The organism is Hyphomicrobiales bacterium, from assembly GCA_002869065.1.
In the GTDB taxonomy this organism is placed as follows: domain Bacteria; phylum Pseudomonadota; class Alphaproteobacteria; order Rhizobiales; family Rhodobiaceae; genus Rhodobium.
On the sequence record PKTR01000002.1, the window covers coordinates 1190179 to 1204369 of the forward strand.

Below are 14191 nucleotides of genomic sequence, written 5' to 3' on the forward strand. Positions count from 1 at the left end.
GCGGAGGGACTGCCATGCCGTTCACCGAGGAGCAGTTGTTCGAGGTTTTCACCGCTTGGAATAATGCGGTGTGGCCGTTGCCGATCCTGGCCTACGGGCTCGGGCTTTTGGCAGTGGCTTTGCTGTTGCGCCCGTCGCGCGGGTCGACGACGGCCATTATCGCGATCCTTGCCGCCATGTGGCTGGTCAATGGCGTCGGCTTCCACTGGGCGTTTTATACGGCGGTGACGCCGGCGGCGTGGGTGTTCGGCGCGGCCTTCGTGCTTGAGGGCCTGCTGCTCGCAGCCGTGCCGTTCGTCGCGCCGGGGTTCCGGATCGCGCCGGCGCGGGATGCGCGAACAATCATCGGCCTTGCGCTCGTCGCCTATGCCCTCGTGATCTACCCGCTGCTGGGCCGTGTCTTCGGGCAGGCTTTCCCCGCCATCCCGACCTTCGGCATCGTTCCCTGTCCGACGACGATTTTTTCGATCGGGCTGCTTCTGATGGGGTCGTGGCGCGTCGCGCGCCGGCTGCTGATCATCCCGGCGCTCTGGGGCGTGGTCGGCGGCAGTGCGGCGGTGCTTTTCGGCGTGCCGCAGGATTACGGGTTGATCCTTGCGATGCTGCTCGCGGTCGGCTTCGCCATCGGCCATGCGCGGGGCGCCGGGTTCGCCCGGCACGCGGCCGATGCCTGACTCCTACTCGTGTCCCTCGTGGAAATGGTCATAGAGCACTTCGGCCATGGCGGCTGAAATGCCCGGGACGGCCTGCAGGTCCTCGATGGCCGCCCGGCTGACGGCCTTTGCCGTGCCGAAATGTTTCAGCAGCGCGCGCTTGCGGGTCGGGCCAACGCCCGGCACATCGTCGAGCGGGTTCTTCGCCATCTCCTTCTTGCGCCGGGCGCGGTGCGAGCCGATGGCGAAGCGGTGCGCCTCGTCGCGCAGGCGCTGGATGAAATAGAGCACGGGATCGCGCATCGGCAGCATGAACATGTCGCGGCCATCCATGTGGAAGGTCTCGCGGCCGGCATTGCGGTCCGGGCCCTTGGCGACGCCGACGAGCGGCAGATCGTCGATGCCGAGATCCGCGAGCGTCTCGGCAACGGCGCGGAGCTGGCCGCGGCCGCCGTCGATCAGCAAGAGGTCGGGCCAGGGGCCGATTTCTGCGTGTGACGCCTCGTCCGCGCCGGCCTCGCTGTCGGTCTCGGTCTCATCGCCGCCGCGCGGGCCGGCTTCCTTCAACAGGCGCGAGAAGCGGCGCTGCATGACCTCGCGCATCATGCCGTAGTCGTCGCCCGGGGTCAGGTCTTCCGACTTGATGTTGAACTTGCGGTACTGGCCCTTCACGAAGCCTTCCGGCCCGGCGACCACCATGGCGCCGATGGCGCTGGTGCCCATGATGTGGGAGTTGTCGTAGATCTCGATGCGGCGCGGGGCGGCGTCGAGATCGAACACTTCGGCGAGGCCTTCGAGCAGGCGCGCCTGGCTCGAGGATTCCGCAAGCCGGCGGCCGAGCGCCTCGCGGGCATTGGCGAGCGCGTGGCCGACGAGGTCCTTCTTTTCACCGCGCTGGGGGATGCTGATCTCTATCCTGCGGCCGCTTTTTTCCGACAGCGCTGCGGCGAGCAGCTCGCGTTCGGAAAAATCCTCCGACAGCAGGATCAGCTTCGGGCAGGGCTTGTCGTCGTAGAACTGGGCGAGGAAGCTTTCGAGCACTTCGTCGGCGGCCATTCCCTTGTCGGCCTTCGGGAAATACGCCTTGTTGCCCCAGTTCTGGCCGGTGCGGAAGAAGAACACCTCGATGACCGTCTGGCCGCCGGCCTGATGCACGGCGAAGACGTCGGCCTCCTCGAAGGTGTGCGGGTTGATGCCCTGATGCGACTGGACGTGCGACAGCGCGGCGAGACGGTCGCGGTAGACGGCGGCCTGCTCGAAGTCGAGGCGTTCCGACGCCGCTTCCATCGCCGCGCCGAGTTCCGCCGTCACCTTGCGGCTCTTGCCGGAGAGAAACGCCTTCGCCTCGCGCACCAGCTCGGCATAGTCCTGAAGCGATATCTCGCCGGTGCAGGGCGCTGCGCAGCGCTTGATCTGGTGCAGCAGGCAGGGCCGCGTGCGGCTCTCATAGACCGAGTCCGAGCAGGTGCGGATGAGGAACGCCTTCTGCAGCGCGTTGATGGTGCGGTTGACCGCGCCGGCGGACGCAAAGGGGCCGAAATAGGCACCCTTTCGCTTGTGGGCGCCGCGATGCTTGACGATCTGCGGCGCGGCGTGGTCCTCGGCGATCAGGATGTAGGGGAACGACTTGTCGTCGCGCAGCAGCACGTTGAAGCGCGGGCGCAGCCGCTTGATGAGGTTCGCCTCGAGCAGCAGCGCCTCGGTCTCGGTGCGCGTGGTGACAAACTCCATCGCGCTGGTCGCCTGGATCATGCGCACGATGCGGTTCGACAGGCCGGTCGGGCGGGTGTAGCTCGACACCCGCTTCTTCAGGCTGCGCGCCTTGCCGACATAGAGCACGTCGCCGCCGTCGTTCAGCATGCGGTAGACGCCGGGCTTGTTCGGCAGGCGCTTGACGTGCTCGGCGATGACCTCGACGCCACGGCGCACGGAGGGTGTTTCCGCGCCCTCGTCCTGTGGTGGCGCGGCCGGCTCCTCTGGCGGCTTGGTCGGCGAGTCGTCTTTGCTCATTCTTGTCTTTGTTGGCCGGCTATTGTTTCAGGCCGCGCCATGGCTTCGGCATGAAGACCCAGCGGCCGTTGACGTGGATCAGCCCGTCGAAGGCCATGCCTTTGGTCTCGCCCGGCTTGACGAATTTGAAGCGGCCGACGATCGGGTCGGCGCCGTCGGTCACGTTCATATAGGCGCGGACGCGGTCATAGCCACCGGGGAATTTGTTCAGCGCCGGGCCGCCGGCCTTCAGTGCCGAGAGCGGCGCGAAGATCGCGATATATTCGCTCTGGCCGGCCTTCGGTCCGATCGCGGCGCCCGGCTGATAGAGCGCCTCGTAGCCCTCGATCAGCGCGGTGGCGAGCGGTTCGGCGTAGATGGCGCGCACGTCGTCCGGCGTTGGCTTGAGGGACGCGGTGAGTTCGGCGCGGTCGGTCGCCGGATCGAGGAAGCGGGCGACGAGCGCCTGGCCGTCCGCGGCGATCGTTTGTGCGGCGGAGGGTGCGGCGGGTGCCTCGGCGGCGGTCGTCTTGCCGGCGCCGGAGTAGGCAATCAGCGCATCGCGGAAGGTCAGGCCGGGATCCTCGATACACAGGTCGCGGATGGCGTGCAGCACACCCGGGACCTCGGCGCGGTCGATCGGCTGCGAGGCGCCGGTCGCGGCATCCTTGAAGCCAAGCGCATAGGCGGCGGCGAAGATCAGCGTGTCGGATTCGCTCGACAGCACCGTGATGCAGGACTTGCCGGCGTCGAAGGAGACCGCATTGGCGGCCAGTGTGGGCGTTGTGCCGAATGCGGTGAAAAGGGCGGTCGCGAGAAAAGCGGCGCGGATCGTCATCTCCGATCCTCCTCGTTCGTTCGAATGTCGCCCGCGCGAGTCTAGCTTGACCGGGGTCGCTGGGAAACCGGTTTCCCGCCCGTCTGCTTTATTCGACGATGCCGGCAACGTCGGGGGTTTCCCAGGCGAGGTGCTGGCCGCCGTCGAGCGCGATCATCTGGCCGGTCATCGAGCGGGTCTCGACGATGTAGCGCACGGTGCGGCCGAAATCGGCGAGATCCGGGCCGCGCTGCAGCAGCACAGCGTCGGTCTGCTTCTTGAAGTCGTCCGCCGACTGGCGCTCGTTGGCAAGCGTCGGGCCGGGGCCGATACCGTTGACGCGCACACGCGGCGCCAATGCCTGCGCCATCGTCTTCGTCGCCGACCACAGCGCCGATTTCGACAGCGTGTAAGAGAAGAATTGCGGCGTCAGCTTCCAGACGCGCTGGTCGATGAGATTGATGACGTTGCCCTCTGCGCCGTCCGGCAATTGCGCGGCAAGCGCTTCGGCGAGGAGGCAGGGGGCGGTCAGGTTGACCGCCATGTGGGCCTGCCAGAGATCAATGTCGAGGCCGCCGATCTCGTCGTTCTCGAACAGCGAGGCGTTGTTGATCAGCAGCGTGACCGGGCCAAGCGCTGCGTTCGCGTCCGCCATGACGCCGGCAACACTCGACAGATCGGCAAGGTCGGCCTGAACGGTTGCCGCCGTGTAGCCGGCGGCGCGGATCTCGTCGGCGAGTTCCTCGGCCGGCGCGCGCGACGAGCGGTAGTGGATCGCGACCGCGTAGCCGTTGGCGGCGAGGTCCTTGGCGATGGCGCGGCCGATGCGCTGGGCGGCGCCGGTGACGAGAGCGACGGGGTGTGAGGTGTCGGAACGGGTCATGGGGATCTCCGGGGGGCTTCCGGGAATGGACGGCTGGTCTCAGACCATCCGGTTCAACGCGAAGACAAGTGCGATGTAGCCGGCGTAGGCCAACACGAGCGCGATGCCTGACGAGCGGCGCAGCGTTATCGACATGGCGGCGAAGACGAGCAGCAGCAACGAGGCGCCGAGCATCGCCCATATGTCGAAGCTCATGATTTCGTCCGGCACCGACACCGGGGCGACGATCGCGGTCGTGCCCATGATGGCGAGGATGTTGAAGATGTTCGAGCCGATGATATTGCCGACGCCGACGGCGGTCTGGCCGCGCACCGTCGACATGACGGTGGTGGCGAGTTCCGGCAGCGACGTGCCGAGCGCGATGATGGTCAGCGCGATGGCGGCATCCGACACATGCCAGGAGCGGGCAATGGCGACCGCGCCGTCGATGGTGAAATTGGCGCCGGCGGGAAGCGCGATGAGGCCGGCGAAAATGAACAGGGTGGCGACCCAGATTTCCTTCGGCACGCCTTCGACCTCGCCGAGGAACTCCTCTTCGAGGTCCGCCTGGCTGCGGCCGGCGCGACGCGCGCGGCGGGCGGTGCGCACGGACTCGCCGAGAAAGATGACGAGCAGGAAGAGAAGGGCGATGCCGGCGGCGCGGCCGAGCGGCTCGAAATAGCACAGCAGGATGAAGACCAGCGTGACTGCGATCATGAAGACGGCACTCTTTCTGGTGCCTTCCTCGCCGCAATGGGTGGCGGCGATCAGCGAGGGGACGCCGAGCACCAAGAGCACGTTGGCGACATTGGAGCCGACCACATTGCCGATCGCGATGCCGCCGGAACCTTCGAGCGCGGCGCGCAACGAGATCACCAGTTCCGGTGCCGAGGTGCCGAAGGCGACGATGGTCAGGCCGATGATCAGGGTCGGGATGCCGAAGGCCTGCGCCATGCTGACCGAGCCGCGCACAAGAATGTCGCCGGCGACCAGAAGGATCGCCAAACCGCCGAACAGACTTGCGTAATCGAGTATCACGGGGTGGTGCGCCGCTGGTTTGAGAACGGGTCGGGGCGATGGTCGGCAGCCGCCCGCAGCGACGGCTCTCCGCTATATAGGGGGTCGGGGCGCGCGGGGGAACGGGTTTGCGAAAATCGGCTAATCGCAACCGCGTGAAGGCGGCGGCGCGCGATCATGGTTAACGCCCGGTTAGCACCCTGTTGAAGGGCTTAACGCCGCTTCGAAAACACCTTCGAATTGCCTTTGTTCGGTCACGATCCGGGAAAACGGCCGCCACATTGCGGGATCACCCTCACTCCAATCGGACGCCGGCAGCTATGCGGGCGCCGGGTGAACGGGCGGCGGGCCGACGATACCGCTGTCGTTCGATCCAGACATTTCCGCAGGCTTTGGGGTGCGCTCGTTCGACGTTCGCGCGGGCCTGCATTCGTACCGCGTTCAGGAGGACATCATGCGGCAGTTTTTGAAACACAGCGTGACGACGGGTATCGCGATTGTCGCTCTTGGCGGCACGGCTCTTGCCGCCGACCTCGGCGAATACCAGGCGCCGGAACCGGCCGATCAGGGCTTTTCGGAAGCACAACCGGCAGGCCCGAACTGGACCGGCTTCCAGGCCGGTGTCGACCTCGGCTACGGCTGGGGCAAGGCAAAGGGCTCGCTGCCGGGCGGCGCCTACAAGGACACTGACGGCGGAGCCGTCGGCGGCGGCCATGTCGGCTACAACGTGCAGGTGGCGCCGAATGTGGTCGTCGGTGCGGAAGCCGATCTGATGGCGACCGACATCAAGCCGAAGAGCACGGTTGGCGGCGCCACCGTCGAGAACGAGATCGACTGGATGTCGACGGTGCGCGGCAAGGCCGGCGTCACGATCGACCAGTTCCTCGTCTATGGCACGGGCGGTGCCGCGCTTGCCGGCGTGAAGACCACGGTGCCGACCGGGTCGGATCGCGAGACCAAGCTCGGCTGGACGCTGGGTGCCGGCACCGAGGCCATGCTGACGGAGAACGTCTCGACCCGGGTCGAGTATCTCTACTCGGATTTTGGCAAGGACACGGCTGTCATCGGCAACACGCCGGTGAGCACCGATCTCAACACGCACATCCTGCGCGGCGGTCTCAGCTACAAGTTCTGACCGGCGGCGTAGATACGGTCGGGCCGGGCTTCACAGGTGCCCGGCTCGTTCGCTGCGGATGTCTCTTTTTCCCTGTTCCCGGAGCAATCCGCAGCGACATACCGGGGTCTTCATTGGAAGGCCCCGGTAAATGCGTTTCGCGCGGGACATTTCGATACAGGGGCCGGCGACGGCCGGAAACGGGACGTTCGACGCGGCAAGCGTCTCGCGTCCCGTTTCTTTTTCGGGCGGCTTCGAGGCAGTGCGTCGGGATCAGCCGTTGTCGCCGTCGAGCATGCGGCCGATGCCGCCAAGCACCGAGCCTTCGCCGGCGTCGCGGCCGCCGCCCTGCGGCATGGCGGCGAACATGCGTCCGGCAAGCCGCGAGAAGGGCAGGCTCTGCAGCCAGACCCGGCCGGGGCCGGTGAGGCGGGCGAAGAAGACGCCCTCGCCACCGAAGATCATCGACTTGATGGAGCCGGCGCGCTCGAGATCGAAATCGACATCGGCGGTAAAGGCGGCGACGCAGCCGGTATCGACATGCAGCTCCTCGCCCGGCGCCAGATCGCGGGCGACCAGCGTGCCGCCCATGTGGACGAAAACCCAGCCGTCGCCCTCCAGGCTCTGCATGATGAAACCCTCGCCGCCGAACAGGCCGGTGAGAATACGCTTCTGGAAGTGAATGCCGAGCTGGACGCCACGCGCCGCGCACAGGAAGGAATCCTTCTGGCAGATCAGCTTGCGTCCGACCGTGTCGAGCTTGATCGGCAGGATGTGGCCGGGATAGGGGGCGGCGAAGGCGACGCGGGCCTTGCCGCTGCCTTCATGGGTGAAGACGGTGGTGAACAGGCTCTCACCGGTAACGAGCCGCTTGCCGGCACCGACCAGCTTGTCGAGGAAGCCGCCGGCGCCGGACGAGGTTGAGCCGTCGCCGAACACCGTGTTCATGGTGATCGACGGCGCCTTGAACATCATCGCGCCGGCCTCGGCGACGGCGGATTCGCCCGGATCGAGTTCGATCTCGACGAACTGCATCTCCGCGCCCTGGATTTCGAAGTCGATGTCGTCGGCAAGATCCCTCGAACGCGCGTTGCGCATCGACGGCATCGATGGAACGGATCCGAACACCATGTCTGATCTCCCCTTTGGAGCTTGCGTGTTTACCTTGTGCACAACCTTCAGTGTACATCGGGTAAGGATTCGGTATGCTTATCAAAGCGTAAATGCGCGGCACCGAAAAGCCCGCGATGTGCGCGGCACTGCTCTGGTGCCCAAGAAACGAAAAAATGCCCGATACCTGGCGGATGAAGCCATGATCGTTCGAACTGCAATCCTGTCACTGGCGCTGATGATCTGCGCCCAGCCCTATATCGATACGCCGGAAATGCGCCGCTTCAGCAAGCTCCTGGAGCGCTCGCCGGTCCTCATCGAACACACGATGCAGACGCTTGATGTGTCCTATCGCTTCCTGCGCTGGGAGCATCTGCGGCCGATCACCGAGGCGTTCGACGGGATCAACCGGACATCGCACCGATACCGGCTGTAAACGCCCTCACGGGCGCGCGGGAAAGACGCGCGGCCAGTCGCCGGGTCCGTGGCTGCCGTCGCAGCGGCTCCAGGCGCGATACTCCTTGAGTGCGAAGGCGTGGCCCTTCCACTGCCAGGTACCCGACGTGCCGCAATCGCCGAGCCCGCGCCCCTTGTAGAAGGCGGTCAGCGTCTTGGTCGCGCCGTCGAACGACACATTGAACAGAAGATCGGTGCCGATCCAGCCGTGCGTGTCGCTGTAGTCGGCGAAATAGAGCGTTTCCGTGCCGCCGATCTCGCCCGATTCCACCACATAGAGCCGATAGGTGATGTTGTAGGCATGCGCCGTGCAGGGGATCGCGTAGAGGATCGCGGTGCCCGACAACGGCGCGATCAGCGGTTCGATCTGGCCGAGCGTCGTGCTGTGCGGGTCCTCGCAGTCGCTGCGGGTGCGATGGAGATCGAGCACCTGCGGCGGCATTCCGCCGGCGGCGGCGATGTCTGTGGCGGCGACGTGCGGCGCCGGCCCGAGATGCGCGGGGGCGGCGACGCGGCGCTTGTCGCCGACCCGGTCCTGACGCTCGTCGATCCACAACAGGGATGCCGACAGACCGCTTAGCGAGAAATCGAGATCGACCGGGCTACCGGTGACGTCGATATAGGAAATCCGCATGGCCATGCCGGCGGTCATCTGGTCGGCGATCACCGAGGCCATGCGCGGGTCGGTCAGGTAGAAATCGTTGACCGCGCCATAGGGGCCGTAGCCGGTGCCTGCGCGCAGCGTGATCGGTGCGTTGTCGTCGATGCGGATCTCGATCGGGCGGGCGCGGTCCATCAGATGGACGGACATGGCGACGCCGAGCGTCCACGGCGCGTTGATGCCGGCTGCGCGGTCGAAATGCAGCACGTAGTCGGCGGATGCCGAGCCCGGCGTGGCGATCACGGTAACCGCGTTGCAGCGGGTCTCGTCGGGGCAGGAGGCGGACCAGTCCTTGAAGGTCTTTTGCGACTCCGCAGAGGCGGCGCCGGCGAGGCCGGACGCAAGGAGCGCCGCAAGCGCGAGACGCTGAAAGAGCCGCTGCATCATCCTATGCTCCTTGCGCGTTTACTGGCCGCCTCGCTCATTGCCCGCCGCGTATGGGCGGCAGCACCACTTTCGTATTGCGACAGGCCTTGCGGTCGATCTCCGGGCAGGCGCGGAATTCCAGATCGCGGGTGAAGCAGATGCGCACCTCGCGCAGCCGACGGCGGTCGCAGGTGACCGCGATCTCGTCGCCATCGAGACCCGGGTTGGCCTTGCGAAAGGCGCTTTCCACGGCGCCGGGGCTGACCATGACGTATTTCTCGATGCGGTCGAAGGCCGGCGGGATGCGGACTTTGTCGCGCGCATTGCGCAGCAGGGTGAAATAGGCGTCCGGCGCCAGCCCGGTGCAGGTGCCGTGCTTGCGCCATTCGTGAAAGATCAGGTTCTGGCTCGGCATGATGTCGAGCAGGTGGCTGACTTCGTCGCGGCTCAGCCTGGTGCGATAGCGGGTCTGGCAGTCCTGCGGCCAGCCGCGCTCGTATTGCGGCCACAGCCCGTGCACGACGAAGGCGAAAGGTCGGCCGGAAGCGCATTGCGCGCGGTTGGCGTCGCGGCCTTCTGCCTCGCAATAGCTCGGCGACCAGGACAGCGACAGCACGTAGAAATCGAAACTGCCGGCGCGGTCGGCATGAGCCGCCGGCGCGGCAATGAGCGCCAGCGCGAAGGCGAGGCTTGCGGCCAGCGGGCGCAGCATGGCGGTCATCGTGTGTCGGCGCATGCGCTACGGGCGCACCGTGCGGCAGGTCGGATCGTAGATGTGCCAGCGGTCGAGGCCGCGGATACAGAACTCGACGTTCCAGCACTTGCCGACGAAGCCGGCGTCTTCCTCGATCATGTAATACATGGTGCGGGTGCGGCCGTCGCTCATGGCAACGCGGGCGTGGCAATAGCGCCGGGCGAGCGGGCTCGGATTGTCGACCTTGTAGCCAGACTGGCGAATGGCATCGATCGCCTCGATAGCGTCGATCTCGCGCCAATACTCGCGGTCGGCCTTGGCGAAGCGGCTGGCGATCGTGCTCTGCACCTTGGCGTCGTCGCAGGCCGGAATGCGCTCGGAATAGTCGCCGCCGTAGTAGTCGGCCGCGCTGGCCGGTGCGGCGAGCGCTGCAGCCGCCAGGAACACGGCACCCGCCAGACGGATTGCAGAGCGGACGAGCGGGCGAAGGACGCGGTGCATGACGATCTCCAAGGGGATGGTGCGCAATGTGTTGCGACGATGCGGCAGCGCCCGGTCAAGGTCAAGAGTGCGGCGGGGATGGCGGGACGGCAAGCCGCACCTCTGTGTCATTCCGGCACCAGCTGATCGACGCTCGCATAGGCGCCGGGGCCGCGCTTCATGCGCTCAAGGAGCCAGGGAAGCATCGCGTGCAGCTCGTCGGCGAGCGTCCAGGGCGGATTGATGACGAGAAGGCCGGACGCGGCGAGCGGGCCGTCGGCATCGGGCCGGGCGACGGCGAAATCGACCTTAAGGATATTGCGAATGCCGGCCTTGGCGAGCTTTGCGGTGAAGCGCGCGACGGCCTTCTCGTTCTTCAGCGGATACCAGGCGCAATAGATCCCGGTCGGCCAGCGCTTGTGGCCGGCGATCAACCCATTTGCCAGATTGTCGAATTCGGCGCTGTCCTCGAAGGCGGGATCGATGAGCACGAGGCCGCGCTTTTCCTTCGGCGGCAGGAAGGCACCAAGCGCCAGCCAGCCGTCGAGCTCGATGCATTTGACCCGCCGGTTGCCGGCATAGAGTGCGGCCAGCGTCTCGAAGTCGCGCGGGTGCTTTTCAACCAGCGTCAGCCGGTCGGATTTGCGGGTCAGGTGGCGGGCGAGTTCCGGCGAGCCGGGATAGGCGAGCAGGTCGCCGTCGGCGTTTACCGCCGACAGGACCGCGAAATAGGGTTTCAGCAGTTCGGCGATCTCGGCAGGCGCAGGGTCTGCGAGCACGCGGCCGATGCCGTCGCGCCACTCGCCGGTGCGCTCGGCCTCGTCGGCGGCGAGATCATAGAGCCCGATGCCGGCATGGGTGTCGATGACGCGGAACGGCGCCGGCTTGTTCGTCAGATAGACGATGATGCGCGCGAGCGTCGCGTGCTTGACGACATCGGCGAAATTGCCGGCGTGATAGATGTGGCGGTAGTTCATGGCGTCGCCTTTGCCACGTTTGGCTGCGCCCGACAACGAAAAAGCCCCGACACACCGGGCCGCGTTGCCGGCTGCGCGTGGTGCGGCGCATCGTTTTTTGTGCATGACAAAAAAATGACGACGACCCCCTTCAAATCGCCACCGGCATTTGCTACATGAGGCGTGCGTTGCCGACGCGAAGCCAATCGCGAGGTCCGGCGGCGCAGCCGTTCTCTCAAAATCGGCACGGAATTGACGCGGGGTGGAGCAGCCCGGTAGCTCGTCAGGCTCATAACCTGAAGGTCGTAGGTTCAAATCCTACCCCCGCAACCAATCTCAAAAAGACCCGGCCTTCGTGCCGGGTTTTTTGTGTTTTGGGGTGCGCTCCGCAGTGTCCCGGCGCTGGAATGGCGATAGGCGCCTCAAATGCGTAGGCCCCAGAATTCTTGAATTCCGCGCGATGAATGTGTCAGGGTCGATGGTGCTGCTCGCCGTCCGGGCAGACCACGAAGAATTCGGAGCACATCCCATGAAACTTTGTCGCGCGTCCGTGCTGATGCCCGTGCTGGCTCTGGCCGTATCGCTCGTCGCCGGCCCGGCGCTCGCCCATACGGGTGGGGGATATGGCGGCGGTTTCGTCAGCGGCTTCACGCACCCGATCCTCGGTTGGGATCATGTCGCGGCGATGGTGGCGGTCGGCCTGTGGGGCGCCTTTCTCGGCGCGCCGGCGATCTGGCTGCTCCCGGTGGTTTTTCCGCTCGTGATGGCGCTTGGCGCGGTGGTCGGCATTCTCGGCATTCCCGTCCCCGGTGTTGAAACCGGAATCGCGCTGTCGGCGGTGGTGCTTGGCCTGATGATCGTGTTCGCGGTGCGCCCGCCGATCTGGATCGCCGCGCTCATCGTCGGTGGCTTCGCCGTGTTCCACGGCTACGCCCACGGCACCGAACTGCCGGCAACGGCGAACGCCTTTGCCTTTGCGGTGGGTTTCGTGATCGCGACCGGGCTGCTGCATCTCACCGGCATCGCATTCGGTCTGCTGGTCAGCTGGCCGATCGGCCGCAAGGCGGTGCGGGTTGCCGGCGGCGTGATTTCGCTGGCCGGCGTCGCCTTCCTGACTGGCATGGCCTGACCTTGACGCGGCGGCTGTTCGCTTCGCTGGCACTCTTCGTAGCGTGGTCGAATTCCGCGCTGGCGCATGAACCGGCCTCGGGTCTCGAAGGGTTCTTTATCGGGCTGCAGCATCCGCTTTCGGAGCCGGCGCAGATCCTTCTGCTGCTCGGCCTCGGCGTACTGGCCGGAGGCTATCTGCGCCGCCAGCTGGGCTGGCTGACCGGTGCGTTTCTTCTCACCATGCTCGGCGCGATGGTCGCGGACGGTGTGCCGTTCGAGCCCTACGAGGCGATGTATGCGACGGCGGTCGCGGCCTGCGTGCTGGCGGCGCTTCTGCCCGGCCGCCTGCTGCCTTTGGCGCTTGCCGTCCTGGCGTTTGGGGGACTGTGGATCGGGACGGCGTCGGTGCCCGATCCGGGGCCGCCTGGCGATCGGGCGATCACCTTTTTCGGCTCCTTCGTCGGCGCGGGTCTGAGCGTTGCCTATCTGGCGGTGGTGTTCGCCGTCATCCGCAACAGCTACCCGTGGGTTTGGGTGCCGATCGCGTTGCGCATCGTCGCGGCCTGGATCGGCGCGATCTCGCTTCTCATGCTTGCGTTGATGTTCGCGCCGATGACGATGCCGGCCTGATCCGGCTTACCTGCCCGTCTTATCTGCCGGTAGGCAGCGCGGTCTCGGCAAGAGTGACCCAGTAGGAGCAGCCGAAGGGGATCGCTTCGTCGTTGAAGTCGTACTCCGGGTGGTGCAGGTCGCGGCTTTCGCCATTGCCCATGAAGATGAAGGCGCCGGGGCGGGCTTCCAGCATGAACGAGAAATCCTCGCCGCCCATCACGGGGGTGACGTTGGCGTCGACCTTGTCGGGGCCAACGATCTTTTCCGCGATCGAGGCGGCAAAGCGGGCCTTTTCGGCGTCGTTGACGGTGACCGGGTAGTCGCGCTCGTAGGTCAGTTTTGCCTTGGCGCCGAAGGTCGCTGCGGTCGATTCGACCACATGGGCGAGCTGCTTTTCGACCTGATCGCGGATCTCGGGTTTCAGCGTGCGCACGGTGCCGTGCAGATAGGCGGTGTGCGGGATCACGTTGTCGGTCGAGCCGGCCTGGAACATGGTGATCGAGACGACGGCGGATTCGAGCGGATCGACGCTGCGCGACGCGATCGACTGCACGGCGGTGACGATATGCGCACCGACGAGGATCGGATCGACGCATTTGTGCGGCTTGGCGGCATGGCCGCCGACGCCCTGGATATCGATGGTGATGCGGTCGGCGGAGGCCATCAGCGCGCCGGGGCGGATCGCGAAGGTGCCGATCGGCATGCCGGGATAATTGTGCATGCCGTAGACTTCCTCGATGGCGAAACGCTCCATCATGCCGTCCTTGACCATCTCGTTGCCGCCGCCGCCACCTTCTTCCGCCGGCTGGAAGATGAGCGCGACCGTGCCGGCGAAATTGCGCGTCTCGGCGAGATATTTCGCGGCGCCGAGCAGCATCGCCGTGTGGCCGTCATGGCCACAGGCGTGCATCTTGCCTTCGACGTTGGAGGCGTAGTGCTTGCAGGTCTTCTCGTGGATCGGCAGGGCGTCCATGTCGGCGCGCAGGCCGATGACCTTGCCGCCGCCGCCATTCGAGCCCTTGATGATGCCGACGACGCCGGTGCGGCCGATGCCGGTGACCACTTCGTCGACGCCGAATTCGGCGAGCTTTTTGGCGACCGTATCCGCCGTGCGGTGAACGTCGAACAGCAGCTCCGGGTTCTGGTGGATGTCCTGACGCCAGTCGGCGATTTCATCGTGGAGCGCGGCGAAACGATTGACGATCGGCATGGCGGGATCCTGGTCTGACGGCGGGAAGCGCCGGGGATGGTTGTGGCATGGAAAGTAACGCACGCCGCACCCGCCGCAAGGGGG

15 protein-coding genes and 1 tRNA gene are annotated in these 14191 nt (G+C 66.1%); 6 read left to right on the forward strand and 10 right to left on the reverse strand.

The genetic code is table 11. The features are described from left to right. Positions 1 to 14 precede the first annotated feature (14 nt). Positions 15 to 674 (forward strand): hypothetical protein, encoded by a 660-nt coding sequence (locus C0606_09185; GenBank protein ID PLX38369.1) that lies wholly within the window; start codon positions 15 to 17, stop codon positions 672 to 674. A 3-nt stretch (positions 675 to 677) separates the two neighbouring features. Here the strand turns inward: C0606_09185 and C0606_09190 are convergent, their stop codons facing one another. From C0606_09190 to C0606_09205, 4 genes are all read right to left on the reverse strand, one after another. After that, positions 678 to 2663 carry an excinuclease ABC subunit C gene (locus C0606_09190; GenBank protein PLX38370.1) on the reverse strand — a complete coding sequence of 662 codons (1986 nt, stop codon included), beginning with the start codon at positions 2661 to 2663 and terminating at the stop codon, positions 678 to 680. A gap of 19 nt (positions 2664 to 2682) precedes the next feature. After that, entirely contained in the window at positions 2683 to 3480 is a 798-nt protein-coding gene (locus C0606_09195) for a hypothetical protein (GenBank protein ID PLX38371.1), read from the reverse strand. 88 nt (positions 3481 to 3568) lie between these two features. Continuing rightward, positions 3569 to 4342, reverse strand: coding sequence for a short chain dehydrogenase (locus tag C0606_09200; protein ID PLX38372.1), 774 nt, complete (start codon positions 4340 to 4342; stop codon positions 3569 to 3571). Positions 4343 to 4381: 39 nt separating this feature from the next. Continuing rightward, positions 4382 to 5359 (reverse strand): sodium:proton exchanger, encoded by a 978-nt coding sequence (locus C0606_09205; protein ID PLX38373.1) that lies wholly within the window; start codon positions 5357 to 5359, stop codon positions 4382 to 4384. Between the two features lie 376 nt (positions 5360 to 5735). Here C0606_09205 and C0606_09210 point away from each other — a divergent pair, with 376 nt between their 5' ends. After that, the gene (locus C0606_09210) at positions 5736 to 6473 is read left to right on the forward strand and encodes a porin family protein (GenBank protein PLX38374.1); all 738 of its coding nucleotides are present in this window, start codon (positions 5736 to 5738) and stop codon (positions 6471 to 6473) included. Between the two features lie 252 nt (positions 6474 to 6725). Here the strand turns inward: C0606_09210 and C0606_09215 are convergent, their stop codons facing one another. After that, entirely contained in the window at positions 6726 to 7583 is an 858-nt protein-coding gene (locus tag C0606_09215; protein ID PLX38375.1) for a TIGR00266 family protein, read from the reverse strand. A 181-nt stretch (positions 7584 to 7764) separates the two neighbouring features. Here C0606_09215 and C0606_09220 point away from each other — a divergent pair, with 181 nt between their 5' ends. Then, complete coding sequence (locus C0606_09220; GenBank protein ID PLX38376.1) at positions 7765 to 7998, forward strand: hypothetical protein; 234 nt, start codon at positions 7765 to 7767, stop codon at positions 7996 to 7998. Between the two features lie 6 nt (positions 7999 to 8004). Here the strand turns inward: C0606_09220 and C0606_09225 are convergent, their stop codons facing one another. The 4 genes from C0606_09225 to C0606_09240 all read right to left on the reverse strand — a co-directional run bounded on the left by C0606_09225 (position 8005) and on the right by C0606_09240 (position 11196). After that, complete coding sequence (locus tag C0606_09225; GenBank protein ID PLX38377.1) at positions 8005 to 9066, reverse strand: hypothetical protein; 1062 nt, start codon at positions 9064 to 9066, stop codon at positions 8005 to 8007. Positions 9067 to 9100: 34 nt separating this feature from the next. After that, positions 9101 to 9757 carry a ribonuclease T gene (locus tag C0606_09230; GenBank protein ID PLX38774.1) on the reverse strand — a complete coding sequence of 219 codons (657 nt, stop codon included), beginning with the start codon at positions 9755 to 9757 and terminating at the stop codon, positions 9101 to 9103. Between the two features lie 27 nt (positions 9758 to 9784). After that, positions 9785 to 10240, reverse strand: coding sequence for a cytoplasmic protein (locus tag C0606_09235; GenBank protein PLX38378.1), 456 nt, complete (start codon positions 10238 to 10240; stop codon positions 9785 to 9787). Positions 10241 to 10347: 107 nt separating this feature from the next. After that, a complete protein-coding gene (locus tag C0606_09240) occupies positions 10348 to 11196 on the reverse strand; it encodes a 23S rRNA (adenine(2030)-N(6))-methyltransferase RlmJ (protein ID PLX38379.1) in 849 nt (282 codons plus the stop codon). A 235-nt stretch (positions 11197 to 11431) separates the two neighbouring features. Between C0606_09240 and C0606_09245 the strand changes: the two genes are divergently transcribed. The 3 genes from C0606_09245 to C0606_09255 all read left to right on the forward strand — a co-directional run bounded on the left by C0606_09245 (position 11432) and on the right by C0606_09255 (position 12915). Beyond that, positions 11432 to 11508: transfer RNA gene (locus C0606_09245), tRNA-Met, on the forward strand. Between the two features lie 196 nt (positions 11509 to 11704). Beyond that, positions 11705 to 12304, forward strand: coding sequence for a Ni/Fe hydrogenase (locus C0606_09250; GenBank protein ID PLX38775.1), 600 nt, complete (start codon positions 11705 to 11707; stop codon positions 12302 to 12304). Beyond that, a complete protein-coding gene (locus C0606_09255; protein PLX38380.1) occupies positions 12202 to 12915 on the forward strand; it encodes a hypothetical protein in 714 nt (237 codons plus the stop codon). The genes C0606_09250 and C0606_09255 overlap by 103 nt, the downstream gene beginning before the upstream one ends. 19 nt (positions 12916 to 12934) lie before the next feature. Here the strand turns inward: C0606_09255 and C0606_09260 are convergent, their stop codons facing one another. Continuing rightward, positions 12935 to 14107: an amidohydrolase gene (locus C0606_09260; GenBank protein ID PLX38381.1), complete on the reverse strand. Its 1173-nt coding sequence runs from the start codon at positions 14105 to 14107 to the stop codon at positions 12935 to 12937. Positions 14108 to 14191 lie beyond the last annotated feature (84 nt).